Origin of the sequence: Streptomyces sp. F63, from assembly GCF_018070345.1 — a bacterium.
GTDB lineage: Bacteria > Actinomycetota > Actinomycetes > Streptomycetales > Streptomycetaceae > Streptomyces.
The window spans coordinates 63,992-88,722 of sequence record NZ_JAGPXX010000016.1 but is presented as its reverse complement, the minus strand read 5'-3'; the positions used below and the strand labels follow the sequence as shown (position 1 = coordinate 88,722).

Genomic DNA, 24,731 nt, shown 5'->3' with positions numbered 1-24,731 from the left:
CAAGTGCCGACCTACCAGTACCAGTGCACCGCATGCGGCGAGGGCCTCGAAGCGGTGCAGAAGTTCACCGACGAGGCGCTCACCGAGTGCCCCGCGTGCGAGGGGCGCCTGCGCAAGGTGTTCTCCGCGGTCGGTGTCGTCTTCAAGGGGTCCGGCTTCTACCGGACCGACAGCCGGGGCGCTTCGTCGTCCAGCAGCGCTTCCTCGTCGCCGAAGGCCAAGAGCGACAGCGGCTCGGCGTCCGCGGGCTCCGGCTCGTCGTCCGGCTCCTCGTCGGGTTCGGCCTCCTCCTCGGCGGCGCCGTCGTCCGGCTCCGGCAGCTCGGCCGGCTCGTCGGCCGCCTGAGGCCCCTGCGAGAGCCGCCTGAGGCCCGTTCGAGAGCCGCTTGAGGCCGCTTGGCGTCTGTCCGGGGCCGGCCGGCGCCGGCCCGGCATCCGCTCGGCGTTCGCCTGCCGCCCGCCCGGCAACCGCTGCTCTCCATCCGTGTCCACGCCGGTCACCGTCTTCCTGCCGGAGGACGGCGGACCGGCGTTGCCGCGCGCCCTTAAGGTATCGGCATGGCGGAGACCAGCAGCACACACGCGGACAGCGCCGGCCCCCTGGCGGAGATCGGGGTCATCGGCGGATCGGGGTTCTACTCCTTCCTCGACGACGTGACCGAGGTCACGGTCGACACCCCCTACGGCGCCCCGAGCGATTCCCTGTTCCTCGGCGAGATAGCCGGCCGGAGCGTGGCCTTCCTGCCCCGGCACGGCCGCAAGCACCACCTGCCGCCGAACCGCATCAACTACCGGGCCAACCTCTGGGCCCTGCGCGCGGCGGGTGTCCGCCAGGTGCTGGCCCCGTGCGCGGTGGGCGGGCTGCGCGAGGAGTTCGGCCCCGGCACGCTCCTCGTGCCGGATCAGCTCGTGGACCGGACGAAGTCCCGGATCCAGACCTACTTCGACGGCGAGCCCCTGCCGGACGGCTCGGTGCCCAACGTCGTCCACGTCACCTTCGCGGACCCCTACTGCCCGGCCGGACGGCGGGCGGCCATGGCGGCGGCGCGCGAGCGGGAGTGGGAACCCGTCGACGGCGGAACGCTCGTGGTCGTCGAGGGGCCCCGCTTCTCCACACGCGCCGAATCGCGCTGGCACGCGGCGCAGGGGTGGTCCGTGGTCGGCATGACGGGGCACCCCGAAGCCGTACTCGCCCGCGAACTGGGCCTCTGCTACACGTCGATCGCGCTGGTCACCGATCTGGACGCCGGTGCCGAGACGGGCGAGGGCGTCTCCCACACGGAGGTCATGAAGGTGTTCGCCGAGAACATCGGACGACTGCGGCCGCTGATCTTCCACGCCGTCGAGGCACTGCCGGAGACCGCCGCGCGGGACTGCCTCTGCACGACGGCTCTGGACGGCCTGGACACGGGAATCAAGCTGCCCTGACGGCTTGCCTTGCTCACGGGCAGGGGCTCGCGGGGTGCACGGGTCGGCGTCCGGCGGGCTCGGGCTTCGGGTTTCGGGCTTCGGGTTTCGGGCTTCGGGTTTCGGGTTTCGGGTTTCGGGTCCGGATGGTCCGCCGTGCGCGGTTCGCGTGGCGCCTCGCTCCCGGCCCTCGCTCCCGGCCCTCGGTTCGCCGTGCCCGGCTTACCGGGATCCGGCACGGGTCGGGCGGCGAGGCGCCGGGCACTTGGCGTCGGAGGCCCGGAGGCCGGGTGCCTGAACAGGTGGCGGGGCTGCCTCCTCGCCACCGGTGGGGCTCCTGTGGGTGAGCGGGTTGTCCACAACCCGTCGGTTGTCCACAGGCTCCGGCGGCGGGAGCGAAACCCGTGCATCGTGAGGGCGGAAACGAGACCGGCCCTCACACCGCAGGTGGTGACCCTCATGTCCGAGTACACCGGCAGCCCCGAGCGCCTCGCCCTGTCCGGAGCCCTTGCCCCGGTCCGGCACGCCTCCGTGCCCGCGCAGCCCACCGCGCACCCCACACACGGGGAACAGCCCGCCGCGCCGCCCGGGCTCGGCCGGGACACCTGGCTGTTGCCCCCGCCGACCGGGCCGCGCCACCGGTCCGAACGGCCGTGTCCCGCGGCTCCGGACCCCGCGGCTCCGCCCCCCGCGGGTCCGGACGCCAGTGCCCGGCCGCGCGGCCGGGCCCGGCAGTCCGGCGCCGCCCGGGCGGGCGGCGGCCGGGCGGCGGGCTGGAGCACGGGCGGCCCACCCCTCTCCCCTGCCGACCGCGGGCGGGAACACGGGGGAAGGAACGGGTGCGGGCGCGGGGACGGGCGCCCGTGGAGCGGGGGCGGCCGGGAATGGAGCGGCACGGTGCCGGTCGGGCCGCCTCGGCCGGTTCCCCCGCCCCGGCATGTGCCGCAGTTCGGACCGCTGCGGCTCGGCGGCGGCCGGTGGTGGGCGCGGAGCGCCGTGCGGCGGAGCCGGCCGGTCGCCCTGACGCTGGCAGCCGCGGTGCTCTCGGTGCCCGTCGTCGGCACGCTCGCCGAGCGATGAGTTCCCCGCTGGACAGGGCGTGCCCGCTCCGTCCACCATTGCCGTCGCACCGCCCCGGAACAGGAACATCGGTTTCCGACTCACCGAAGGGAAAGACGCTCCTTGAGCGAGGACAAGCAGAGCGTGTGGGAGGGCTTCAAGGCCTTCCTCATGCGGGGGAACGTCATCGACCTCGCGGTGGCGGTCGTTATCGGTACCGCCTTCACCAACGTGGTCAACTCGGTGGTGAAGGGACTCATCAATCCCGTGGTGGGAGCCTTCGGCACCAAGGACCTCGAACGGTACCGCTCCTGTCTCGACGGCCCCTGCAAGACCGATCAGGCGTCGGGCGAGGTCATCCGGGGCATCCCGATCATGTGGGGCACCGTGCTCAGCGCCACGCTGAGCTTCCTGATCACCGCGGCGGTCGTCTACTTCCTCATGGTGCTGCCGATGGCGAAGTTCCTCGCCCGCAAGGCAGCCCGGCAGAAGGCCGTGGAGGAGAAGCAGGCCCAGGCGGAGGCCGCCGAGATCGTGCTGCTGCGGGAGATCCGCGACGAGTTGGTCGCCCAGCGGGGCGGCTCGGGTTCACCGGTTCCCGGCCGGGAGTAACCGGCACTCGCGGGCGCCCCCGCGCATCCGGAACGGTGGGGCCGGCGGGTCCGGGGGCGGGGTCAGATGTGGTGCGGCGGCTTCTCGTCCAGGAACCGGGCGAGGTCGGCGGCGCTGCCGCCGCTCGCCGGCCGCTCACCCCAGCCGCTGTCGGTGTCATCGGCCGACGGCTGCGCGAGCGGATCGTCGAACACAAGGGAGTCGGCCGGGTCGCGGGGCGCGGAACCGGGTGCGGGGGTGTTCATGTGTCCAGAGTACGGCTATGTCCGTTTCCCGTCCCCCGCGCTCCCCGGCTCCGCGCCCTCCGTCCCCGGCTCCTCGCGTTTCTCGTTCCGGTCCTCGGCTCAGCGCGCGGCGGCCTCGGCCCGCTGCGCCTCGCCGCCCGGTGCGGTGTGCTCCGGGCCGTCCGCCCGGCGCGGAGTCCGGCCCCGTATCTCCTTGAGCAGGACGACCAGAGCGGCCGCGGAAGCCGTACCGGCGGCGACGGCCACCAGATAGAGCAGCGGCCCACTGATCAGGGGAACCACGAAGACCCCGCCGTGCGGTGCTCGCAGGGTGGCGCCGAACGCCATGGAGAGCGCACCGGTGACCGCGCCGCCCGCCATCACGGAGGGGATGACGCGCAGCGGGTCCGCCGCGGCGAACGGGATCGCGCCCTCCGTGATGAAGGAGGCGCCCAGAACCCAGGCCGCTTTGCCGTTCTCGCGTTCCGCGGTGGTGAAGAGCCTCGCCCGGAGGATCGTGGCGAGCGCCATCGCCAGCGGCGGGACCATACCGGCCGCCATCACCGCGGCCATGACCTTGAGGCTCCCGCTGTTCGCGTCGGCGAGACCGCCCACGGCGAAGGTGTACGCGACCTTGTTGAGCGGTCCACCGAGGTCGAAGCACATCATGAGACCGAGCACGGCTCCCAGGATGACGGCATGGGAGCCGGAGAGGTCGCCGAGCCACCCGGTGAGTCCGCGCTGGAGCGCGGCGACGGGCTCACCGATCACCACGAACATGAGGAAGCCGACGGCAGCGGAACCGAGCAGGGGAATCGCCAGCACCGGCATGATGCCGCGCAGGGCCGCCGGAATCCCGATCCGCTGGATGCCCCGGACCACCGTGCCCGCGATCAGGCCGGCGACCAGACCGCCGAGGAAACCGGCTTCGACGGTGACGGCGACGGCTCCGCCGACGAAGCCGGGGACGAGTCCCGGCCGGTCGGCCATGCCGTAGGCGATGTATCCGGCCAGGACGGGCACGAGGAAGCCGAAGGCGGCGCCGCCGATCTGGTGGAGCAGAGCGGCCCAGCTGACCGCCTCCGTCCAGACGAAGTGCTCGGTGACCGGCTTCGCCTCGGTGATGTCGTAGCCGCCGAGCGCGAAGGAGAGGGCGATGAGGAGTCCGCCGGCGGCGACGAACGGCACCATGTAGCTGACACCGCTCATCAGATAGCGGCGCAGCTGCGAGCCGGCTCCTTCTTCCCGGCTTCCCCCGCCGGCGTCACCGGGCGTTGCCGCACCGGGTACGGCCGGGGCCGTGGTCTCGCCGCGCCGGGCCTTGGCCCGGGCCTCGGCGACCAGTTCGGCGGGGCGGCTGATCGCGGCCTTCACGCCGGTGTCGACGGTCGGTTTCCCCGCGAACCGGGTCTTCTCCCGTATCTCCACATCGTGGGCGAAGATCACGGCGTCGGCGGCGTTGATCACAGCCGGGTCCAGTCTGCGGAACCCGGCGGAGCCCTGCGTCTCCGTCACCAGTTCCACCCCGGCGTCCCTGCCGGCCTGGTGCAGCGCCTCGGCCGCCATGTAGGTGTGGGCGATGCCGGTCGGGCAGGAGGTGACGGCGACGATGCGGAAGGGCCGTGCGTCGGGTGGGGTGCCCGCCGCGGGACCGGACTGCCCGGACGGTTCGGACGGGTCGGGCGGTTCGCTGCCGCGCTCCCTGCCCTGCCCGGGTACGGCCTCGTGGGGCGCCTCGGCGGCGCTTCCGGTCTCGTCCCGCCGGGCGGCTGCCGGTCCGGTGCCGGCCGGGGCGGCCGGGGCGGCCGGGGCGGCCGGGGCGGGGGCCGACTCGGCCGCCGGAGCGGCTCCGGCGGCCGGAACCGGCCGTTCACCGCGGATCAGGGCCGCGGCCCCGGCCGGGTCCGCGGCCGCACGGAGGGCTTCGGTGAAGGACGCGTCCATCAGGCGCCGGGCCAGTGTGGAGAGGATCGACAGATGGTCGGCGTCACCGCCGGCCGGTGCGGCGATCAGGAAGATCAGGTCGGCGGGTCCGTCGGGAGCGCCGAAGTCGACACCCGCTGCGCTGCGTCCGAACGCCAGGGTGGGTTCGGTGACATGGGCGCTGCGGCAGTGCGGTATGCCGATGCCGCCCTCCAGTCCGGTCGGCATCTGTTCCTCGCGGGCTGCGACGTCGGCAAGGAAGCCGTCGAGATCGGTGATGCGCCCGGCGGCAGCCATCCGCTCGGCGAGTTCCCGCGCCGCCTCCGCCCCGGAGGCGGCGGGCAGTCCGAGGTCGACCAGTTCTTCGGTGATCAGCTCACTCATCTCGCGCTCCATTGCTCACGCACCGCCGGGGGCGGCTGGGGGACGGGGGGTGGTTCAGGGGGCCGCGGGTTCCGTCAGCGGATGGCCGAGGGGCGGGTCCGCGGTCGTCACGACCGCGGAAAGGTCGAGGTCGGCGGGGGACGGCATGACGCTGCCGGGCAGTCCGACGGCCGCCGCGCCGTGGGCGAGGGCCGCCGCCAGAGCCGCGGGCCCCTCCCCGCCCGCGCCGAGGAAGCCGGCCAGCGAGGCGTCACCGGCTCCCACGTTGCTGCGCACGGTGACGGCCCGGGCGGTGCCGTAGCGGGCCCCGGAGCTGTCGACCAGCAGTTGCCCGTCGGCGCCCAGACTGGCCAGGACCGTGCGGGCTCCCCGGTCGCGCAGTTCCCGCGCCGCCTCCACCACGTCACCGATGCTGGCGAGGGGCCGCTCCACGGCCTCGGCCAGTTCCGCGGCGTTCGGTTTGACCACGTCGGGCCGGGCGGTGAGCGCGGCGGTCAGCGCGGGGCCGGAGGTGTCGAGGGCGATGCGGGCGCCGGCTCCATGGGCCCGGTCGACCAGGTCGGCGTACCACTGGGGCGGCAGTCCACGGGGGAGACTGCCGCAGCAGGCGATCCACGAGGCGCCGGATGCATGCTCGCGGACCTTCTCCAGCAGCGCTTCCGCTTCGGCGGCGGAGAGCTCCGGCCCCGTGGCGTTGATCTTGGTGAGGGTGGAGTCGGACTCCACGACGGAGATGTTGGAGCGGGTCCGGCCGGAGACGGGCACCTCCGCCACCGGGATGCCCTCGTCCCGGAGCAGGGCCGCGACCAGGGCTCCGGCGGGACCGCCGAGGGGCATGACGGCCACGGTGCGGCCTCCGGCGGCGGCGATGGCACGGGAGACGTTGACGCCCTTGCCACCCGGGTCCGTCCGGTCGGTGGTGGCGCGCAGCACCGCCCCGCGGACCAGGGCGGGCACCTCATAGGTCCGGTCCAGGCTGGGGTTGGGGGTGACGGTGAGGATCATGGGCGGTCCGCCCGCGGGGGAAGGCCGGGCCGTGCGCGGGTGCGTCCAGGAGGGCCCGCTGCGGAGAGGGTGCCCGTGGGGAGGCCGTCCATGGGGAGGCCCGCCGGGGGGAAGCCCGCCGAGGGGAGGCGGCCACCTGGGGCGGTACCGGGGAGGGGCAGCGAACAGCCGTGCCGGGGAGGTGCGTTGGGAGGCTGCGTGCTCGTCCGGCAGTGGGTGGCCGCGGGGCTCATGCGCGGATCACCTCCGTGCCGCGCCGCTCGATGGCGAGCGCGGTCGCGGGGTCGAGGCCCGTGTCGGTGACGAGCAGATCGGCGTCGGAGAGGTCTCCGAAGCGGGCGAAGTGCTCCTGGCCGTATTTCCCCGAGTCGGCGAGCAGCACCACGCGCCGGGCGGCCGCGATCGCCGCCCGCTTGACCGCCGCTTCGGCGAGATCGGGGGTGGTGAGACCGCCCTCCGGGGAGAAGCCGTTGGTGGCGAGGAAGAGCACATCCGCCGTGACCTCCCCGTAGGCACGCAGGGCCCAGGCGTCGACGGCGGCGCGGGTGCGATGCCGCACCCGTCCGCCGACGAGGTGGAGAGCGGTACCCGGGTGGTCGGCGAGCCGGGTGGCGATCGGCAGCGCGTGGGTGACGACGGTGAGCGGGGAGTCGTGGGGGATGGCGGCGGCGAGGCGGGCGGTGGTGGTGCCGGCGTCGAGAATGACGCTGCCCTCGGCAGGCAGCTCGGCGAGGGCGGCCCGCACGATGCGGTCCTTCTCGGCTGCCGCCACGGTGTCGCGCTCGGCGAGGCCCGGCTCGAAGTCGAGATGCCCGGCCGGAATGGCCCCGCCGTGCACCCGGCGCAGCAGCCCCGCCCGGTCGAGCGCCTTCAGGTCGCGGCGGACGGTTTCCGCGGTGACCTGGAACTCCTCGGCGAGAGAGGGGACATCGACTCGGCCCTTCTCGCGGGCGAGCCGCAGGATCTCCTGCTGACGCTCCGGTGCGTACATGATGGCTGACGTCCGTCCCATGCCCGACTGTGTGGTTTCGTCGGCAGAATACGGCCAGCACAGAGGGAAGTAAACACACTCGGGCCCACTCGGGCTGGAACGGGCATACGAAGCGACGGGGGCCCCGCGGTGTGCCGGCAGCCGGCGATCAGGGCCCCCGGGCACGCCGGGGCCCCGGGCGGCATGCGCGGAGCCCCGGTCGCCGGGGGGCGCCGGGGCTCTGCGCGAAGAGCGGCGGAGCGGGCCGTTCCCGCCGCGGGGCAGCCGTCAGGCCGCCGCGTCGAAGCCCGTGTCGCGGGCCATCTTCTTGAGTTCCAGCAGGGCGTGCTTCTCGATCTGCCGGATCCGCTCGCGGGTGAGGCCGTGCTGCCTGCCGACTTCCGTGAGCGTGCGCTCCTTGCCGTCGTCCATGCCGTACCGCATCTTGATGATCGACGCGGTGCGGTCGTCGAGCTGGCCGATCAGGTCGTCCAGCCCTTCACGGCGGAGCATGATCATCACGGACTGCTCGGGCGAGGCCGCGGAGGTGTCCTCCAGGAGGTCGCCGAACTGGGTCTCGCCCTCATCATCCACGGACATGTTGAGGCTCACGGGGTCGCGGGCCCAGTCGAGCACATCCGTGATCCGGTCGGCCTTGGCGCCCAGTTCCTTGGCGATCTCGGAGTGGTCCGGCTCACGTCCGTGTTCGCGGTTGAACTCCCGCTGCACGCGCCGGATACGTCCCAGTTCCTCGACCAGGTGGACCGGCAGCCGGATGGTCCGGGACTGGTCCGCGATGGAGCGGGTGATGGCCTGGCGGATCCACCACGTGGCATACGTGGAGAACTTGAAGCCCTTGGTGTAGTCGAACTTCTCGACCGCCCGCACCAGGCCGGCGTTGCCCTCCTGGATGAGGTCGAGCAGGGGGAGCCCGCTGCGCGGGTAGCGGCGCGCCACGGCAACGACGAGCCGGAGGTTGGAGCGGATGAAGACATCCTTGGCGCGCTCGCCCTCGGCGGCGATCGCCTCCAGTTCCTCGCGGCTCGCCCCGGCGGCGTTGACCTCGGGCCCGGCGGTTCCGCCGTCCGCACCGGCGTCTCCGTCGAGGATCTGCCGGGCGTAGACTCCCGCCTCGATGGCCTGGGAGAGCTCGACCTCCTTGGCGGCGTCGAGCAGGGGCGTGCGCGCGATCTCGTCGAGGTACATGCCGACCAGGTCGCGATCGGCGATCTCGCCTACGGCGCGAACACTGCTGGCCCGGTCGTCCGCACCGGAGGCGGCAGGCTGACGACGGGCGACGGCACGGGTTGCCATGCGTGCTCCCTTACGATGAGTAGGTCGCGGTCTGTGGCGGACGTACACCCAACCGGGTGCCCGTTCCGATGGAAACAACGACTGGAATCCGGACAGAATTCCCATGCCGACCGCCGGTTTTCCCGATCATGCAGTACCCTGTCCGGCCACAGCTGGGGGAGCAATGGCGAGCCGGTGTACAGAACTCCAGGTCAGAGCGGGTGGGGAGCAGGATCTCCAGGAGCTGACGGACCTCTACAACCACTACGTCCGTGAGACGCCCATCACGTTCGACACCGAGCCCTTCACGGCCGGACAACGCCGCCCGTGGCTGCTCTCCCACCCTCAGGACGGCCCGCACCGCCTTTTGGTTGCCGTGGAGGGCGGGCCCGGCAACAACGGGGGCCGGATTCTCGGTTACGCCACCAGCAGCCCGTTCCGTCCGAAGCCGGCTTATGCCACCTCCGCCGAGGTGACCGTCTACTGCGCGCCCGGCGCCGGTGGCCGCGGCGTCGGAACCCGCCTCTACACGGAGCTGTTCCGGGTCCTGGAGGGCGAGGATCTCCGCCGCGCCTACGCCGGGGTCACCCTGCCCAACGCCGCTTCGGTGCGGCTGCACGAGCGCTTCGGCTTCAACCGGGTCGGCACGTTCCACGAGGCGGGCCGGAAGTTCGGCCGGTACTGGGACGTCGCCTGGTTCGAGCGGCGGCTCGGCACCGGGGGTGCCGCCTAGGACCCCCGGCTCGGCGGCCGGTCCGGCGGCCGGCAGCCGGCGGTGGTGGTGGTGGCCTTTCCGGTTCAGGGGCCGAACCGCACCGATCGTTTCGCCGGGCGCCGTCCAGAAGCCGTCGACCACGCCGCGACCGACGCAAAGGCTCTCGGCGGCACCGGGCGGCCTTTCATTTAATTTTCAAGTTTCTGTACGGTGGACGCATGACGACGGCACCCGGCGGTGAGTCCCGCCGGCTCAGCGACGAAGAACAGCGCACCTGGCAGGCGTATCTGCACGCGACCGCTCTGCTGGACGACCATCTCGACCGCCAGTTGCAGCGCGACGCGGGCATGCCGCACGTCTACTACGGTCTGCTGGCCGAACTCTCCGCGGCGCCGGAACGGCGGATGCGGATGACCGAACTCGCCCGCAACTCGAAGATCACCCGCTCCCGTCTGTCGCATGCCGTGGCCCGGCTGGAGGGCAACGGCTGGGTGCGCCGGGAGAGTTGCCCCTCCGACAAGCGCGGGCAGTTCGCCGTCCTCACGGAGCAGGGGAAGGCCGTGCTGGAACGCGCGGCACCGGGACACGTCGCGGCCGTACGGGCCGCCCTGTTCGACCGTCTCAGCGCTCAGCAGGTCGGACAGCTCGGTGAGATCTGCCGGGTGGTCGCCGAAGGGCTCCAGCCGGACCGCGCGGACGCCGATCTGCCCTGGCTCCGCTGAGACCGACCCGGCGCCCCGACCAGCCGCCGCCCGCGCCCCGGCGAGCACGGCGGCGGTGACGGCGGCGGGGAGCCGCAACGGCACGGCGGCAACCGTCACGGCACAGCGGAAAGGACCCCGCTCCCCCCGAAGCGAGGTCCTTTCGGCCGGTGGACGGAGACGGCCGCGGTTCAGTGCCCGCCGGCGCTCCGTACCGTCACGTCCCGGCTCGCGCCGGTCAGTGGGCGAGAACGGGGACGGTGATCTCGTCGCCCCGATCCCCCTCCTCCTGCTCCTGCTCCCGGCCGTCCTGCCCGCCCCCGGGGGGCCCGGAGACCGCCACGGGGCCCTGCCGTCCGGCGTTGACCAGCGTGAACGCCACCGCCGCGGCCAGCGCCAGGATCGCCACCGCCCACCAGATCGCCGTGGTGAAACCGTGCACCATCGCCTGGAGCCGCAGCGCTTCGACGGTCCCGCCGGCGGATCCGGCGGCCGGTCCGGTACCGGCCGCGTGCGAGGTGAGGTACGCCGTGGTGGCGCCGGCCGCGATGGTGTTCAGCAGCGCGGTGCCGATCGCGCCGCCGACCTGCTGCGAGGTGTTGACCATGGCGGAGGCGACGCCGGAGTCCTGCGGCTGCACCCCGTGGGTGGACAGGCTCATGGCCGGCATGAAGGCCGTACCCATGCCGAGACCCATCAGCACCAGCCCGGGCAGGATCACGGTCGCGTACGGGGTCCCGATGTCGATCCGGGTCAGGATCAGCAGGCCGAGCGCGGCGACCAGGAAGCCCGGGGCCATCAGCAGCCGCGGCCGGACCCGGTTCATCAGCCGGGCGCCGATCTGGGTGGAACCCGTGATCATGCCCGCGACCATCGGCAGGAACGCCAGGCCGGTGGTGACGGGACCGTAGCCCTTCACGACCTGGAGGTAGTAGGTCAGGAAGAGGAACAGCCCGAACATGCCGATGATCGCCAGGCCCAGCGACAGATAGACGCCACCCCGGTTCCGTTCCGTCACCACGCGCAGCGGCAGCAGCGGGTTGCGCACCCGGGACTCGACGACGGCGAAGGCCGTGAGGAGGACGCCTGCCGCGGTGAGCAGGGCGACCGTCGGCCCGGCGCTCCAGCCGTCGGCCTCGGCGCGGGTGAATCCGTAGACCAGCGCGACCAGGCCGGAGGTCGCCAGGAGGACCCCGGGCACGTCCAGCCGGGACGGGTTGCGGCCCTCGTCCGGCTCCCCGATGACGAGGAGCGCGCCCGCGGCGGCGACGACCGCGAACGGGATGTTGACGTAGAAAGTCCAGCGCCAGTCCAGGTACTCGGTGAGCAGTCCGCCGAGGATCAGGCCGATGGCGCCGCCACCACCCGCGATGGCGCCGTAGATACCGAACGCCTTGGCCCGCTCCCGCGCCTCGGTGAAGGTCACCGCCAGCAGGGAGAGCGCGGCCGGGGCGAGCAGCGCGCCGAAGACGCCCTGGAGGGCACGGGCGCCGAGCATCATCGCGGTGTTGACGGCGGCGCCGCCGAGCGCCGAGGCCACCGCGAAGCCGACGAGACCGATGACGAAGGTGCGCCGGCGGCCCCAGAGGTCGGCGACCCGGCCGCCGAAGAGCAGCAGTCCGCCGAAGGCGAGGGCGTAGGCGGTGATGACCCACTGCCGGTTGCCGTCGGAGATGCCCAGGTCCGCCTGGGCGGAGGGCAGGGCGATGTTCACGATGGTGGCGTCGAGCACCACCATGAGCTGGGCGAGCGCGATGAACACCAGCGCTTTCCAGCGCCGTGGATCGGGCGCCTGCCGCTGTTCGATGTCGGGCACGATGGGTCCCCCCTGTCGGTACGGAAGTGAAGAGTGGTGACGAAGTGCAGTGCCGCATGGCGACGTGATCGCCCGGCGACGTGGCGAAGTGCCGGAACGGAACTTCTGCCGCCGGGAGGTGTGGCAGGGCATGTGGGGGGAGGCCGAGCGCGCGCCGGAGGCGTCACGGCACTCCGGGCGGAGCGCACGCTTCCGGGCGTGAACGGACGCGGGCACGGCGCCGGGTGGGGCCGGCGGGCGTCCTCGGGAAGGCGCAATCCCGGATCCGTGGGATTCCGCGGGTCTGTCGGTGTGGTCCGGTGCTGTGTGCTGCCGGTGGGCCGGTGGGCCGGTGGGCCGGTCGTGAACGGTCTGCCGGCCGGGTGATCAGGTGGCCGGGGCGGCCGGGTGGCCGGCCTCCGCTCGCCGAGGCGTCAGGATGTCTGCCGGAGGTCCTCCAAGGTGGCGGCGGAGCCGGGAAGTTCGGAACGGGCAGGGGTGCGGAGACCGTCCAGGAAGAGCTGCAGATGCCGGTGGACGTAACGGTCGAAGTCCAGGCAGCCGCTGGACGGCAGCGGACGGGTGAGCTGGGTGAGGACCACCAGGAGATCGCCGATCTCGACGTCGGTCCGCAGCCGGCCGGAACTTCTGGCGTTCTCCATCAGCGCTTCGACCGCCAGCCGCAGCCGTTCGCGCGCCGCCGCCTGCTCCGCGTCCTCCCGCGTGGCCCCCGCGAGCAGCGGGCACAGGGCACCGATCCGCTCGGCGACGGCCGCGTGGACGAAGCGGCTGAGGGCCTCGAAGCCGTCGGCCTCCTCCGCGAGTGCGGCGACCGCTTCGTCGGCGACGCGGTGGGTGACGTGGAGACTGACGCGGCGGACCAGCTCGCCCCGGTCGGCGAAGTGCCGGTAGAGCGTCGCGTTGCCGACGCCGGCGCGGCGGGCGACCTCGTCGAGCGGGATCTCCGGTCCGTGTTCCACGAACATCTCCCGGGCCGCCGCGACGATCCGTTCCCTGTTGCGCAGGGCGTCGGACCGCAGCCGCGGTTCCCACTGGCATACCGGCGTGGCGACGACGTGGTTCACGAAGACGCTCCTTCCGGTCTTCCCGCTCTTCTCGCTGCTCGGCCCCCGGTCCCCCGGCCTTCGTTCCCGGCCTTCGGTGTCCTGGGCCGGAACCGGGGAGGCTCTCCCCGGTTCGCTCGGACACTTGTCAGAACGGGGAGCGGGTCCCCGGTTATTTCGCGGGGTGCTGTGATGCCCGTCACTCATGCGGGCAGGCGCCCGGTCCGGAAACCCCGCCTTCTCCCCCGGCCCCCGATCGGAGCACCGTTTCCCCACGTTCGGCCGCTCACCGCGCGCGCCCGTACGGTCATTCGGCGCACGGTGATCACACCAGAGAGCGGCCGGGGCGCAGGACGGCCGCCCCGATCACGAAGGCGGCCGTATGCAGCAGGACGTCCCCCACCCGGACGGTACGGACGGCACCCACCCGGACGAGCACGCCGGCCCGGACCACGGCACAGGCCCGCGCAGAGGCCCGCGCACGGTCCGCGTGCGAGCGAGGGGCGCACATCCCTCGCGCCGGCTCTCCCCGCTCGCGTATCCGCCGCCGTCCTCGTCGCCGTCCTCGTCGCTGTCCTCGTCCTCGTCCGCCTCCCCGTACGCCTCTCCTCCCTCCGCGTCGGCCCCTTGGTCCCGGTGCCATCCCCGGTCCCGGTCCCGGCCCCGGTCCCGGCCCCGGCTGAAGACGGCCGCGCTCGCCCTCACCTCCGTCTCCATATCCATGGCGGCAGCGCCGACCGCCGTCCCCGTCACCCACCCCGGTCCGGGCGCCCCGTCGCTGGCGCGGGCCGGCGCCAGCTGCGTTCCGGGCCACGCCGAGGGCATACAGATGTCCGAGGGCATCCCCACCCCGCCGGGGCACGCCCCCAGCACCGGCATGCTCCGTGCCCTGACCCTGATGATCGACTTCCCGGACGTCCGGGGCGAGGGCGACGCCCGCGAGCGCTTCGCCGAGTTCTTCCCGGCGACCGCCGACTGGTACGAGACCAGTTCCTACGGCGCCCTCGACTACCGCGCGGAAACCCCCGTCAAAGGCTGGCTGCGGATGCCGCGCCCGTTCTCCGCCTACGGCATCGAACGCGGAGCCGGCTACGAACCGGGCTACCGGAGGCTCATCGAGGATCTCGCGGAGACCGCCGGCGACCGGATCGACTTCGCCCGCTACGACCTGATCAACGTGCTGGTCACCCCCAACGCGGGGCCCCCCGCCGCGGAAACCGTGCTCTCCGTCAGCTTCACCGGCGTGGCCGACGCCCCCCGTGCCGACGGCGTGCCCCTCAACCGCATCTCGTTCATCTACAGCCGCCAGAACGACGGTTCACCGGGCGCCGCGGCCAACGCCTACCGGGTACTGCCGCACGAGAACGCCCACTCGTTGGGCCTGCCCGACCTCTACACCGACGCCGACGGCGGCAGCAAGGCCGGCCACTGGGACCTCATGTCGGAGGACTGGGGACCGGGTAACGACTTCCTCGGCTGGCACAAGCGCAAGCTCGGCTGGCTGGACGAGGACCGGCACGTCGAATGCGCCGGCGGCAGCGGGCTCAGCCACCACACGATCCGGCCACTCGGGAAGCGGGACACCGGGGGAAACGTCCCGGCCGACCCGTACGAGCAGGCCGTGTCCCCGGACCAGGAGGACGGGCAGGACGGGCAGGACGGCGGGCAGGGGCGGACCGAACCGGCAGGACGGACCGGGCAGGACGGGCAGGCAGGGCAGGAGGGGCAGGCCCAGCAGGCCGGGCAGACCAGGCTGGTGTACGCACCGGTCACCGACAGCACCGGCTACGCCATCGAGGTCCGCACCCGCTCCGGCAACGACGAGGCGGTGTGCAAGCCCGGAGTGCTGGTCTACTGGGTCGACACCCGGGTGGAGACCGGCCAGGGCCCCGTCGAGGTGCGGGACAGCACACCCGGCAGCGGCGGCTGCACCCGGCTGCCCAATGTCACCGCGGAGCTGACCGACGCACCCTTCGGCGTCGGCGAAAGCTACCGGGATCCGAGGGCGGGCATCACCGTCGAGGTCACCGGCCGGGAGCCCGATGGCACCCACCGGATCACCGTGACGAGACCCTGACCCCTCCTCCGCTTCTCCGCCCTCCTGCCCGGGCCCCGGCCCCTCCTCGGCTGCTCCCCCGGCGCGCTACGCCGCCCCGCGAGCCGCTGCCCCGGCTCCCTCCACACGTACACCCAGCGGCTCGGCCAGGCCGATGGCGATCTCGTCCAGCCGCTGAATGTGCCGGGCGACCGCGCACCGACCGGTGACCGGGAGGGATGGTCGATGACCGCGATGGTGAGGGTGTCGGAGCCCGGCAGCAGCGCCTCGTCCCGCTGCTCCTCCGGCTCCTCCGGGCTCCGGGTGTGCGGCGCACGGCTACCCGGAGCGGGTACCACCCGGCCCCGCGGACGGGCCCGTCGGCCCTGTCGCGCGCCCACGGCGGGAGGGAGCCTGGAGAGGTGACGCCCGGCCGCACCACGGCTCCCCCGCGAACGACCGGACCCCGGCACCGCCCGGAGGGTTTTCGCCGGCACGACCCGGACACTCGGAAACCCGGAAACGGAGAGGAGGGCGACCGCCGTGCCCAGCATCGCCCAACGCGTCGCCGGTCTGTTCCAGGTAAAGGCGAACAAAGCCCTGGACCGGGCCGAGGATCCCCGCGAAACCCTGGACTACTCGTACCAGCAGCAGCTCGAACTGCTGCGGAAGGTGCGGCGCGGCCTGACCGACGTGGCGGCCGCCCGCAAGCGCGTCGAGCAGCAGGCGGACCGGTTGCGGCAGTCGTCCGAGAACCTGGGGGACCAGGCGGAGCAGGCACTCGCCGCCGGGCGCGAGGACCTGGCCCGCGAAGCCCTCGACCGCCGCACGGCCGCCGCCTCGCGGATCACGGAGCTGCGGGAGCAGCAGGAGTCGCTGGGGGCCCAGGAGGAGAAGCTGGCCCTGGCCGCGCGGCGTCTCCAGGCCAAGACGGAAACCTTCCGCGCCGGCAAGGAGACGATCAAGGCCCGTTACACGGCCGCGGAGGCCCAGACCCGCATCAGCGAGGCGGTCACCGGCATCGGCGAGGAGATGGGCGATGTCGGACTGGCCGTGGAGCGGGCCCGGGACAGGACCGAGCAGTTGCAGGCGCGGTCCGCGGCCCTGGACGAGCTGATGGCGTCCGGAGCACTGGAGGACGCCACGCTGCCGGCCGGCCGCGACGACCTGCGGGCCGAGCTCGACGCCGTGACGGCCGACCAGGACGTGGAGATTGAACTGGCCCGGATGAAGGCGCGGATCGCCCCGTCCGCGGGTCCGGCGGCGGTCGGCGGTCCGGCGGCGGCCGGGAGCGGCAGCCCGGCGGAGGAAGCCCGGGAGCGTGGCGGAGATCGGGCAGCACCGGAAGAGGACCGGCAGGTCCGGAACACCGGCGAAGGCGGCGCAAGCCGGGAGGGCACGCGTCCGCCGGACCAGGAGGGGACATGATGATCACGCGCATTCTGGGCGACGGCCAGTACGAGATCGCCGAGGAGCACCTCGACCGCCTCAACCGCCTCGACGCGACGCTGCAGTCGACCGTGCGGGCGGACGACGCGGCAGCCTTCGCCGCCGCCCTGTCGGCTCTGGTGGGCACGGTGCGCGAGCTCGGCACCCGGCTGCCGGACGAGATGATCACCGTCTCGGACCTGGTCCTTCCCGACGAGGACACGAGCCTGCCCCAGGTGCGGAACCTGCTCACCGACGAGGGCCTCATCCCGGGGTGATGGCGATGCGCAGCCGTTTCGAGCCCGACCGCGGGCTGACCGCCCGCATGGCGCTCACGATGTTCCTGCTCGGGCTGGTGTACGTGGGATTCGTCGCCGCGCTGATCGTGCTGCTGGAATCCCTCGTCCTGGTGATCGTCATCGCGGCCGGGCTGCTGGGCGCCCAGTACTGGTTCTCCGACCGGATCGCCCTCTACGCGATGCGCGGCCACCTCGTCACCCCGGAGCAGCATCCGCACCTGCACGGGGCTGTCGACCGGCTGTGCGCCACCGCGGACATGCCCAAACCACGGGTCGCCGTCTCCGGCATGGACCTGCCCAACGCCTTCGCCACCGGCCGGAACGCCGACCACGCCGTCGTCTGCGTGACCACCGGACTGCTGCGGCGCCTGGAGACCGAGGAACTCGAAGGGGTCCTGGCGCACGAGCTGTCGCATGTGGCGCACCGGGACGTGGCGGTGATCACCATCGCCTCGTTCCTGGGGGTGCTGGCCGGGCTCGTCGTCCGGTTCGCCTTCTACTCGCAGATGTTCGGCGGCCGGCGCGACCAGAACACGGCAGCGGTACTGGCCATGGTCATGGGGGTCTCCGCGCTCGTCTACGCCCTCAGCTTCCTGCTGATCCGCGCCCTGTCCCGGTACCGTGAACTCGCCGCCGACCGGGCCGCGGCCATGCTCACGGGCAAGCCGTCCGCCCTGGCCTCGGCACTGACGAAGGTCAGCGGCGACGTGGCCCGCATCCCCACCCGGGACCTGCGCACCGCCCAGGCCTTCAACGCGTTCTTCTTCACCCCGGCTCTGCGGCCGGGTACGGCGATGGCAGCGATGTTCTCCACCCACCCCACCCTGGAACGCCGCCTGGAGGCACTCGCGGAGATCGCCGCCCGGCTGGGCGACGGCCGGCCGTGAGGCGGGGGACGGCCGTGAACTCCGGAAGGACGGCGAACCCGGGGAGAACGGAGAACCACAGGGGGACGGCAAAGGCCGGGAGGACGGCAGGCCCCGGGAGCACAGCGAATCCCAGAAGGACGAAGAAGGCAGGGAGGACGGCAGCCCCTGGGAGGACGGCGGAGACCGGGAGGACGGCGACCCCGGAGAGAACGGCGAACCCAGGGCGAACGGCGACTCCAGGGCGAACGGCGAAGAGCCAGGAGGACAGAGATCCCGCGCAGCCGCTCCTCCCCCTCGCACGGAACGGGAAGAACGGCGGCCCGGAGTCGCGCCGGAAAGGAGCCGGCACACGATGAGAAGAAGCCGGAACACCACAGGGACGGACCGGGGCCGGGACGAGGACTGGGGTCGCGGCCGGGGCCGGGGCCGGGGCCTGCCGGGCTTCTGGAACGCGCTGCTCGGCCGGAGCAAGCCCGTCCGCCCCGACCTCGACCAGCTCTTCGGCCTCCCCTCAGCGGCGATCACCCTGCAGGCCGCCGCCGGCTTCACCCCGACCGGAGCGGGCTCGGTCTGCTTCGCCACCATCGAGGGCGGCGCGTTCAGCCAGGTCCGGCAGGAGGTCCGGGCCCTGCTGGACGCGGACTCCGAACGCGACGGCGTACCCGTGGAGTTGATCCGGGACGACTTCGGCTACTCCTGGCTGCTCTCCCGCCGCGCCCCGGAGGAACTCCCCGCCCTGGTCAACGATCTGCACGCGGTGAACACCGCCCTGCAGGACAGTGGCTTCGGCCCCCAACTGCTCTGCTCCCTCGTCACCTTCCGCAACGCCGAACAGCGGCCGCTCGCGCTGGTGTACCTCTACAAACGCGGCACCTTCTACCCCTTCGCGCCCCTCCCCGGCGAGAAGCGCGACAACCCGCTGGAGCTCCAGATCAAGGCGGCGGTCAAGGACGACCTCCGCGTCGAGGAGGACCTGGGCCGCTGGTTCCCCCTGTGGGGCGCCCCGGGCCTGTGACAAACCCACGGCCTCCCATCGCCGTCACCAGCACCGCGGACGGGGCCCGCCGCACGGCCCCGGCCGGGGACCACCGCGGTGAACCGCCCGGAATGCGCGAAGGCACCAACCCGGTGGTCTCCGGATCTCCACCCGCTACACTGACCGCGGCGGCGAAGCCCCTCACCGGGCCCGCAACCACAGCCCCGCCTCCGTAGCTCAGGGGATAGAGCACCGCTCTCCTAAAGCGGGTGTCGCAGGTTCGAATCCTGCCGGGGGCACAGCGAAAAAGGCCAGCTCAGGAGTGGTTTGCTCCCAGGCTGGCCTTTTGCCGTGTCCAGGCGCCGGGCTCCTGACCCAGCCCGGTACGGGTCAGAGCGGGGACAGCCAGGGAAAACCCCGGCCGTCCCGACTCCGGGCGCTCATGGCCTCACCGGAGCCACCGCCCGGAGGCGACTACGCCGCCGCACTGCCCTGGTTGCCACTGGCCGGCATGCGCAGGGTGTGGTCGCCGAAGTCCGCGACCAGATCCAGCCTCCCACCGAGCGCCTCCACGTAGCGGGCGATGACGTCCAAGGTGGCGCCCTCACCGTGTTCGATCTGGGAAATCCGGGCGACGCTGACTCCCATTCGGGTCGCCACATCCCGCTGGGTCAACCCCGACTGCTTGCGTGCCTCGGCGAGCTGGTGGCCACGTGCCTCGGCGAGAAGCCGGCGAGACCCTGCCTCCACCTCGGCGGGCTCCACACCGGCGTCGTACAGCTCCTGCTCCAGGGCTTCCCAGTCCTGCGCGGCTTTCTTGGGCATGGCCACTCCTTCAGTCCTCGTCGCCGACGTAGTCGTGGTAGAGCTGCTCGGCCAGCGGAATGTTGTCGCGGTACCAGCGATCCCAGTTTCCGGCCTTGTCACCGCCCAGGAGCAGCAGGGCCGAGCGGGTCGGATCGAAGGCGAAGATGATCCGGATTTCAGAGCGCCCGCCCGATCCCGGCCTCAGTTCCTTCAAGTGATGCAGCCCCGAGCCCTTCAACCGGTCCACGAGGGGGCGCCCCAGGGTCGGCCCCGCCTCGCGCAAGGCAGCCACAGCCTGCGCGACCTGGGAGGCCGAACTCAGATCTTCCTTGATCAGAAGCCTGAACCACTCGGCGTACTCACCGGTGACCTTGATCGCCCAGCTCAAGACGACTCCCTTCGACACCAGGGCCAACCTTAAGGTTTTCCTTAAGCCCCGGCAAGCGTCGACGGTCTGCCATCACAGACGGAGCCCGTGGAGTTCCGCCCCTGGTGACCGCGACCGCCTGCGAGTGGAGCGACGAGGAGGGTCGGGCGTGCTCGATTCCCTCGAGACCCCCGACGGCTGCTTCGGCCACTACGCCGACATCCAGACGACCGGCTTCCGCATCCTGTCACCCGGGCATCATGTCGATCTCGCATGAAAGGCGGAAGATTTCAAGTCCAGTGAGACGGTCGTGACGCTATGAGGTTTGTGGTGTGGGTTCGCGGCGCTTGGCCGGGTCGTTGATCCAGGCCGTCTTGGGTATCTCGGGTGGTCGGGGGCGGCGGCCGAAGCGTTCGGGGTGGCGGGCGTATGCCTCGGCGAGGGTGACCGCGCATGAATCGCGGACCTCCTCGGCGGTCCCGAAGTGGACGGAGGCAGGTGTGTGCCAGCCGATCCCCGAGTGCCGGTGCTCATGGTTGTAGTACGTGATGAACGCGTCGGACCATTCGCGGGCGTGAGCCAGCGAGTCGAACCGTTCGGGATAGTCCGACATGTACTTCGTGGTCTTGAACTGGGCCTCGCTGTAGGGGTTGTCGTTGGAGACCTTCGGCCTCGAGTGCGACCGCGTCACACCCAGGTCGATCAGCAGCTCGGAGACCTTCTTGCTCGTCATCGAGGTGCCGCGGTCGGCGTGCACGGTCTCGGGCACGATGCCGTTGCGGGTGATGGTCTCGCGGATCAACTCCTGGGCCCGTTCGGCCGATTCGGCCCGCTCGACGGTGTGGCCGACGATGTACCGGCTGAAGATGTCGATGATCACGTAGGCGTGATACCAGACGCCCTTGAGCGGTCCGGCCGCCTTGGTGATGTCCCAGGTGAACACTTGCGACGGCGCGGTGGCGACCAGCTCGGGCACCGCCTTTGGCGGGATGGGTCGCCTGCCGTCGGCGCTCGCCGGACTGCCCCTGCTCACGCAGGATCCGGTACATCGTCGAGACAGAGCAGTGATAGCGCCCGGCATCCAGCTCACGGGCCCAGATCTGCGCGGGAGCCGGCTCGGCGTACTCCTCGCTGTTCATCAACCCCAGTACCGCAGCACGCTCTTCGGCCGTCAGGGCCGACGGCTGCACCTGCCGGACACGTGCTCTGCGCGGTGGTATCGGCCGCAGCCGGCGGTAGTGGGTGGCCCGAGAGCGCCCGGTGAGCCGACAGGCGGCCGTGATGCCCAGCTGAGCCTCAACGCCGGTGAACGCCTCGGCCACGACAGGGTCGGCGGCAGGCTTCAGTCCGCGCTCTCGGAGATCATTTCCAAGAGCGCGGAAGCTTTTCCCATCACTTCGAGTGCGGCCTTGTTCCGGGCCAGGCCCTTCTCCAGCCGTGCCACCTGCTGCCGCAGCTTCTCGTTCTCCACCTCCGTGGCGGACTTCTTCGCACGGGCCGGGCCGGTCCGGCGGTCGACCAGGTTTTCCAGGGCGCCGGCGTCCCGCGCGGCCCGCCATTCCTTGACGTGCGAGTGGTAGAGCCGTTCGCGGCGCAGGACCGCACCCTTCTCGTTCCTGGGCGCGGCGTCGCACTCGGCGACGATCCGCAGTTTGTACTCCGGGCTGAAGGAGCGGCGCTTCGGCCTGGGAGCCGGGTCGGATCCGGCGGGCTTGGTGCTGGTCATGAGGCGGTGGTTCTCCTGTCGTGCCCTCTCAGGCCAACCCGCCGAAGCGGAACGTCTCACCCAAGGCTGACAGAGAGGGGCGGGGCCGTCGTGGGGCCGTAGAAGGGTGCTCAACGACGGCCAACGCTGACAACCATCGACGGGTTCGCCGCAGGTCACAGCGTTGATCAGTCGGAGGACTGCAGGTCAAAGACCCGGCCCGCCACTTCTTCGGCTCCTGAGTCCAGGGGCGGTGGGCGCTTCCTCTCACGGACGTAAAGGCCTCATATCGGATGGTAGGTGTACTCTCGTTGAGGCTGTCCCGTCGGGGGACGGCGTCGTACACGTCCTATCGGAGGACGACATGGCTCTTAGCCGCCTTGCGCAGGAATTCGCTGCCGAGATCGCCCAACATGACTGGTCGGATGCCCCCTACCGGATCGACCGGGCGGGCCACAGTCGCGCCAGCGACTCAGACTCCAAGCGCACCGAGCAGGTCCTCTCCGAGAAGGAGACTGGCCGCGTCCGCACCAACGTCATGTGGGTGGTCGCCCAGACGCTCGGGCACTCAGATCCCAACTTCGATGTCTACGAGTTCGCCGAGGCGTGTGGGGTGAACACGCTCACCAAGCGGGGAGCAAAGGACGGGGGGATCGCAGCGGGTCTCCGCACCTGGTACGGCCAGTACGCACGTCCCGGCACGTGGGTGTTCGATCCCCCGGTTGAGGTCATCACCACGGAAACAAGCGACTGCTACCACGCCACCGAAGAGTGCGAACTCTTTCGCCGTGGGTACCAGGGGGCGCCCATCCTGAGGTTCCCGCCGGCCGACGTGCCGACGAAGTGGAAGCCGTGCCCCTGCGTGAATGTGCCGCGAGCCTGATCGATCTCTGTTGAGCTACGGATCAGAAGTTCCCCGTGCCACAACCGCGCCAGATCGGGCGGGGAGTCACGGGGGACTGCGGTCTCCGACAGCGCGGTCGGCGTGCGTCCGCCGAAGTCGGCATGTCGCAGGTCAGGCCGCGACTCGCCTCACATCGCTCCTCATGCGGTGGTCGAGGACTGGCCTGAATCTGCTACCCCGCGGTGGTCACGGTCACAACCGAGCACCGTGGCTGAGCCCGGTGGTCGGTACCGCGAGGCATACGCGCGCCTGGTCAGTCGGCGCACCCGCCGTCGTGGCTGACTTTCTGTGGCTGAGGCCCCAGAGCCTCGACTGGGTGAAGGTCCGTGCCAGATGCGTGACAGAAGGGGCGGTGAACCCCGAGCAGTAGCGGTCACCTCGTGTCCATGCCCGGAGCAACGTGGACGGGCATGTGCACAGGTCAGCGGGGCTGTCCGCCCCGAACCCACCGGTGATTCCCAAGCTCGCAGCTTCCGGGAGGCAGCTCGTGGCCTCCGAGCCCCGGTGATGCCCAAGCTGAGGGCTCAGGCACATCAGCATGTGACGGCCATCGTGAGTTGCTCTCGTCGACGCACTGGCAGCGTGGTGGAGGCCCATGGGAGTACAGCAGCGTGCCACGTGCGGGGTCAGGCACGGTCAACACCGGTGTCTCATGTCGAGTACCCGCCCGCTTCCTCTCCCGTTTTCCAATCCCCCGAGGGCATCAGTTGCGCCTGACGTCCAGAATCGGCCATTTATGAATGTAGGACAATTGGGCATCGGCAGGGTTCGTGAGCAGTACAACAACAATTGTTTCCTGAGGTTGCGCAGGTCAAGAGTTGTCGGGTTGCCTACTCCAAGCTGCACCCGGGGCAGGTGGTGACACTTGTAGCCGACCGAGTTCCACTCTGAAGCCAATGGCCTGATCGTGAACCTTGCTATCTTCTTGGACCAGCAAAACGCCCCGCCGCCGACGGCAGCGCTTGAGGCAGAAGCGACAGGTGCTGCTTACCGGAACACGATCACGCGCTGTGCCGGCCCGGCGAGGCAGCCCTGACCGCGTTCCGGCCGCTCGCGCGCAAGGGGTTCCGAGATCGCCCAGAGCGCGGGGTCCCACCGCGGTCGATGTCACACTTACACAAGGCCTGCCTCGGACAGGCGTTGCCACGCAGTGTGGACGTGGGCTTCCGTGAAGAGGCGTTCCTTCCGGTGGTTCCATGCCTTGATGCACGCCGTTACCGATTCGGGGTTTGGCGGAGATGTCACGATTTCTTCGGCAGCGTAAAGAACGGTGCTCAGCAGCTCCATGCCGAACGCGTCTTCAAAACCTGCTGTCAGAGCTTCGAACCTAGCAGCGGTTTCTTCGAACTCTGGGTACCTCTTCAGGAATTGTTCAGCTTCGTTGACCGATTCCTTATTGAGCTCCAGAACTGCCTGGGCTCCGCTGGTACCGTCCCCAAATCCTGTGATGAAATGCCCCTCCATCGCAGACACCGCCCTGTCAAGGGGCCGCGAATACGGGCCGTAGATGCCCTTCTCGAAGCGAAGCCCCAAGGGCAGGTGCAGCTTCTGCAGAAGGTACGCAACTTTGTGCGCCTCAAGAAGGGAAACGCGTTGTTCAAAAGCGAGGCCACGCGAAATTCCGCTTCTAATATACCGATTGAGTGCGGCAAGAAAAGCTGCGCGTTCACGCGTCATTTCGGGCGCCCGGGTGGCATTCGGCATCGATGATGCGCTTGGCGCTCCAGATGGCTCGTACACGCGAACTTCGACCCCGGGAATGGTTCCCAGAGTTCGGCGGATCATTGGCTCGACTTCCCGCCAGGAAAGACCGCCGTTCCCACACCCGAGGGGCGGTACCGCGATGGACTTAATCCCGCGCTCAACGATTTCGTCACGCAGTGCCACAAGCCCTGAGGCAATGTCTTCGATCCGTGACGGCGCACGCCAGTGGCGCTTCGTTGGGAAATTGATGACGAACCGTGGGCCGCCCACTTGCCCGACCTCGTGCACGTGCATCCGACCGACCATGACGTCGCCACGATCGCAGGACGCCTTGTAATCCTTGAAGTTCTCCGGATATGCCCGCTTGAACTGCAAGGCGATGCCCTTGCCCATGACGCCCACGGTATTGACCGTGTTAACAAGGGCATCGACATCTGCCAGAAGCAGGTTGCCGGCGCCACGCGTGATCATTGCTGCCCTTCCTTG

The 24,731-nt window shown here is 71.2% G+C and carries 24 protein-coding genes and 1 tRNA gene; 13 read left to right on the top strand and 12 right to left on the bottom strand.

The window, feature by feature from the left end:
* The first annotated feature begins 3 nt into the window (after window positions 1-3).
* From KBZ10_RS17870 to mscL, 4 genes are all read left to right on the top strand, one after another.
* Window positions 4-345, top strand: coding sequence for an FmdB family zinc ribbon protein (locus KBZ10_RS17870; RefSeq protein WP_210988632.1), 342 nt, complete (start codon window positions 4-6; stop codon window positions 343-345).
* Window positions 346-557: 212 nt separating this feature from the next.
* A complete protein-coding gene (locus tag KBZ10_RS17865; RefSeq protein WP_210988631.1) occupies window positions 558-1,427 on the top strand; it encodes an S-methyl-5'-thioadenosine phosphorylase in 870 nt (289 codons plus the stop codon).
* Between the two features lie 918 nt (window positions 1,428-2,345).
* Window positions 2,346-2,486, top strand: coding sequence for a hypothetical protein (locus KBZ10_RS17860; protein ID WP_210988630.1), 141 nt, complete (start codon window positions 2,346-2,348; stop codon window positions 2,484-2,486).
* A gap of 102 nt (window positions 2,487-2,588) precedes the next feature.
* Window positions 2,589-3,077: a large conductance mechanosensitive channel protein MscL gene (gene mscL, locus KBZ10_RS17855; protein ID WP_210988629.1), complete on the top strand. Its 489-nt coding sequence runs from the start codon at window positions 2,589-2,591 to the stop codon at window positions 3,075-3,077.
* Window positions 3,078-3,139: 62 nt separating this feature from the next.
* Here the strand turns inward: mscL and KBZ10_RS17850 are convergent, their stop codons facing one another.
* From KBZ10_RS17850 to KBZ10_RS17830, 5 genes are all read right to left on the bottom strand, one after another.
* Entirely contained in the window at window positions 3,140-3,322 is a 183-nt protein-coding gene (locus KBZ10_RS17850; protein ID WP_210988628.1) for a hypothetical protein, read from the bottom strand.
* 99 nt (window positions 3,323-3,421) lie between these two features.
* Window positions 3,422-5,608, bottom strand: coding sequence for a fructose-specific PTS transporter subunit EIIC (locus KBZ10_RS17845; protein ID WP_210988627.1), 2,187 nt, complete (start codon window positions 5,606-5,608; stop codon window positions 3,422-3,424).
* A gap of 54 nt (window positions 5,609-5,662) precedes the next feature.
* Window positions 5,663-6,613, bottom strand: a complete 951-nt coding sequence (pfkB, locus tag KBZ10_RS17840; protein ID WP_210988626.1) for a 1-phosphofructokinase — start codon at window positions 6,611-6,613, stop codon at window positions 5,663-5,665.
* Between the two features lie 229 nt (window positions 6,614-6,842).
* Window positions 6,843-7,604, bottom strand: a complete 762-nt coding sequence (locus KBZ10_RS17835) for a DeoR/GlpR family DNA-binding transcription regulator (RefSeq protein WP_210988682.1) — start codon at window positions 7,602-7,604, stop codon at window positions 6,843-6,845.
* Window positions 7,605-7,871: 267 nt separating this feature from the next.
* On the bottom strand, window positions 7,872-8,897 hold the full coding sequence (locus KBZ10_RS17830; RefSeq protein ID WP_210988625.1) for an RNA polymerase sigma factor RpoD/SigA: 1,026 nt from the start codon (window positions 8,895-8,897) through the stop codon (window positions 7,872-7,874).
* Between the two features lie 163 nt (window positions 8,898-9,060).
* Here KBZ10_RS17830 and KBZ10_RS17825 point away from each other — a divergent pair, with 163 nt between their 5' ends.
* Window positions 9,061-9,609, top strand: coding sequence for a GNAT family N-acetyltransferase (locus KBZ10_RS17825; protein ID WP_210988624.1), 549 nt, complete (start codon window positions 9,061-9,063; stop codon window positions 9,607-9,609).
* Between the two features lie 200 nt (window positions 9,610-9,809).
* Window positions 9,810-10,313, top strand: coding sequence for a MarR family winged helix-turn-helix transcriptional regulator (locus tag KBZ10_RS17820; RefSeq protein WP_210988623.1), 504 nt, complete (start codon window positions 9,810-9,812; stop codon window positions 10,311-10,313).
* 217 nt (window positions 10,314-10,530) lie between these two features.
* Here KBZ10_RS17820 and KBZ10_RS17815 read toward each other — a convergent pair whose 3' ends face one another.
* The gene (locus KBZ10_RS17815) at window positions 10,531-12,108 is read right to left on the bottom strand and encodes an MFS transporter (RefSeq protein ID WP_307847493.1); all 1,578 of its coding nucleotides are present in this window, start codon (window positions 12,106-12,108) and stop codon (window positions 10,531-10,533) included.
* Between the two features lie 413 nt (window positions 12,109-12,521).
* Window positions 12,522-13,172 carry a helix-turn-helix domain-containing protein gene (locus KBZ10_RS17810; protein WP_307847492.1) on the bottom strand — a complete coding sequence of 217 codons (651 nt, stop codon included), beginning with the start codon at window positions 13,170-13,172 and terminating at the stop codon, window positions 12,522-12,524.
* A gap of 700 nt (window positions 13,173-13,872) precedes the next feature.
* On the opposite strand from KBZ10_RS17810, the gene KBZ10_RS17805 reads away from it, so the two are divergent.
* From KBZ10_RS17805 to KBZ10_RS17780, 6 genes are all read left to right on the top strand, one after another.
* A complete protein-coding gene (locus KBZ10_RS17805) occupies window positions 13,873-15,228 on the top strand; it encodes a M6 family metalloprotease domain-containing protein (RefSeq protein WP_210988620.1) in 1,356 nt (451 codons plus the stop codon).
* 501 nt (window positions 15,229-15,729) lie between these two features.
* Window positions 15,730-16,614 (top strand): PspA/IM30 family protein, encoded by an 885-nt coding sequence (locus tag KBZ10_RS17800; RefSeq protein ID WP_210988619.1) that lies wholly within the window; start codon window positions 15,730-15,732, stop codon window positions 16,612-16,614.
* Window positions 16,614-16,892, top strand: coding sequence for a hypothetical protein (locus tag KBZ10_RS17795; protein ID WP_210988618.1), 279 nt, complete (start codon window positions 16,614-16,616; stop codon window positions 16,890-16,892). Before KBZ10_RS17800 ends, KBZ10_RS17795 begins: the two co-directional genes overlap by 1 nt.
* Before the next feature lie 5 nt (window positions 16,893-16,897).
* Window positions 16,898-17,800 (top strand): zinc metalloprotease HtpX, encoded by a 903-nt coding sequence (htpX, locus tag KBZ10_RS17790; protein WP_210988681.1) that lies wholly within the window; start codon window positions 16,898-16,900, stop codon window positions 17,798-17,800.
* A gap of 334 nt (window positions 17,801-18,134) precedes the next feature.
* Complete coding sequence (locus KBZ10_RS17785) at window positions 18,135-18,797, top strand: hypothetical protein (protein WP_247702549.1); 663 nt, start codon at window positions 18,135-18,137, stop codon at window positions 18,795-18,797.
* 187 nt (window positions 18,798-18,984) lie between these two features.
* Window positions 18,985-19,057, top strand: a tRNA-Arg gene (locus KBZ10_RS17780).
* Between the two features lie 175 nt (window positions 19,058-19,232).
* On the opposite strand, the gene KBZ10_RS17775 is transcribed toward KBZ10_RS17780, so the two are convergent.
* The 4 genes from KBZ10_RS17775 to KBZ10_RS17755 form a co-directional block, all read right to left on the bottom strand.
* Window positions 19,233-19,583 carry a helix-turn-helix domain-containing protein gene (locus KBZ10_RS17775; RefSeq protein WP_210988617.1) on the bottom strand — a complete coding sequence of 117 codons (351 nt, stop codon included), beginning with the start codon at window positions 19,581-19,583 and terminating at the stop codon, window positions 19,233-19,235.
* Window positions 19,584-19,593: 10 nt separating this feature from the next.
* Entirely contained in the window at window positions 19,594-19,953 is a 360-nt protein-coding gene (locus tag KBZ10_RS17770) for a type II toxin-antitoxin system RelE/ParE family toxin (RefSeq protein WP_247702548.1), read from the bottom strand.
* A 295-nt stretch (window positions 19,954-20,248) separates the two neighbouring features.
* Complete coding sequence (locus KBZ10_RS17760) at window positions 20,249-20,965, bottom strand: DDE-type integrase/transposase/recombinase (protein WP_307847491.1); 717 nt, start codon at window positions 20,963-20,965, stop codon at window positions 20,249-20,251.
* Window positions 20,966-21,274: 309 nt separating this feature from the next.
* Window positions 21,275-21,658: a hypothetical protein gene (locus KBZ10_RS17755; RefSeq protein WP_210988615.1), complete on the bottom strand. Its 384-nt coding sequence runs from the start codon at window positions 21,656-21,658 to the stop codon at window positions 21,275-21,277.
* Window positions 21,659-22,001: 343 nt separating this feature from the next.
* Here KBZ10_RS17755 and KBZ10_RS17750 point away from each other — a divergent pair, with 343 nt between their 5' ends.
* A complete protein-coding gene (locus tag KBZ10_RS17750; protein ID WP_210988614.1) occupies window positions 22,002-22,520 on the top strand; it encodes a hypothetical protein in 519 nt (172 codons plus the stop codon).
* A 1,134-nt stretch (window positions 22,521-23,654) separates the two neighbouring features.
* Here the strand turns inward: KBZ10_RS17750 and KBZ10_RS17745 are convergent.
* On the bottom strand, window positions 23,655-24,716 hold the full coding sequence (locus KBZ10_RS17745) for a macro domain-containing protein (protein ID WP_210988613.1): 1,062 nt from the start codon (window positions 24,714-24,716) through the stop codon (window positions 23,655-23,657).
* Window positions 24,717-24,731 lie beyond the last annotated feature (15 nt).

Excerpts from the sequence above, each read along its gene's own strand:
- KBZ10_RS17750 (WP_210988614.1), top strand. The coding sequence starts at position 22,002 with ATGGCTCTTAGCCGCCTTGCGCAGGAATTCGCTGCCGAGATCGCCCAA.
- pfkB (WP_210988626.1), bottom strand. The coding sequence starts at position 6,613 with ATGATCCTCACCGTCACCCCCAACCCCAGCCTGGACCGGACCTATGAG.
- htpX (WP_210988681.1), top strand. The coding sequence starts at position 16,898 with ATGCGCAGCCGTTTCGAGCCCGACCGCGGGCTGACCGCCCGCATGGCG.
- KBZ10_RS17785 (WP_247702549.1), top strand. The coding sequence starts at position 18,135 with ATGAGAAGAAGCCGGAACACCACAGGGACGGACCGGGGCCGGGACGAG.
- KBZ10_RS17845 (WP_210988627.1), bottom strand. The coding sequence starts at position 5,608 with ATGAGTGAGCTGATCACCGAAGAACTGGTCGACCTCGGACTGCCCGCC.
- KBZ10_RS17865 (WP_210988631.1), top strand. The coding sequence starts at position 558 with ATGGCGGAGACCAGCAGCACACACGCGGACAGCGCCGGCCCCCTGGCG.
- KBZ10_RS17805 (WP_210988620.1), top strand. The coding sequence starts at position 13,873 with ATGGCGGCAGCGCCGACCGCCGTCCCCGTCACCCACCCCGGTCCGGGC.
- KBZ10_RS17775 (WP_210988617.1), bottom strand. The coding sequence starts at position 19,583 with ATGCCCAAGAAAGCCGCGCAGGACTGGGAAGCCCTGGAGCAGGAGCTG.
- KBZ10_RS17850 (WP_210988628.1), bottom strand. The coding sequence starts at position 3,322 with ATGAACACCCCCGCACCCGGTTCCGCGCCCCGCGACCCGGCCGACTCC.
- KBZ10_RS17820 (WP_210988623.1), top strand. The coding sequence starts at position 9,810 with ATGACGACGGCACCCGGCGGTGAGTCCCGCCGGCTCAGCGACGAAGAA.
- KBZ10_RS17745 (WP_210988613.1), bottom strand. The coding sequence starts at position 24,716 with ATGATCACGCGTGGCGCCGGCAACCTGCTTCTGGCAGATGTCGATGCC.
- KBZ10_RS17830 (WP_210988625.1), bottom strand. The coding sequence starts at position 8,897 with ATGGCAACCCGTGCCGTCGCCCGTCGTCAGCCTGCCGCCTCCGGTGCG.
- KBZ10_RS17825 (WP_210988624.1), top strand. The coding sequence starts at position 9,061 with ATGGCGAGCCGGTGTACAGAACTCCAGGTCAGAGCGGGTGGGGAGCAG.
- KBZ10_RS17755 (WP_210988615.1), bottom strand. The coding sequence starts at position 21,658 with ATGACCAGCACCAAGCCCGCCGGATCCGACCCGGCTCCCAGGCCGAAG.
- KBZ10_RS17835 (WP_210988682.1), bottom strand. The coding sequence starts at position 7,604 with ATGTACGCACCGGAGCGTCAGCAGGAGATCCTGCGGCTCGCCCGCGAG.
- KBZ10_RS17795 (WP_210988618.1), top strand. The coding sequence starts at position 16,614 with ATGATCACGCGCATTCTGGGCGACGGCCAGTACGAGATCGCCGAGGAG.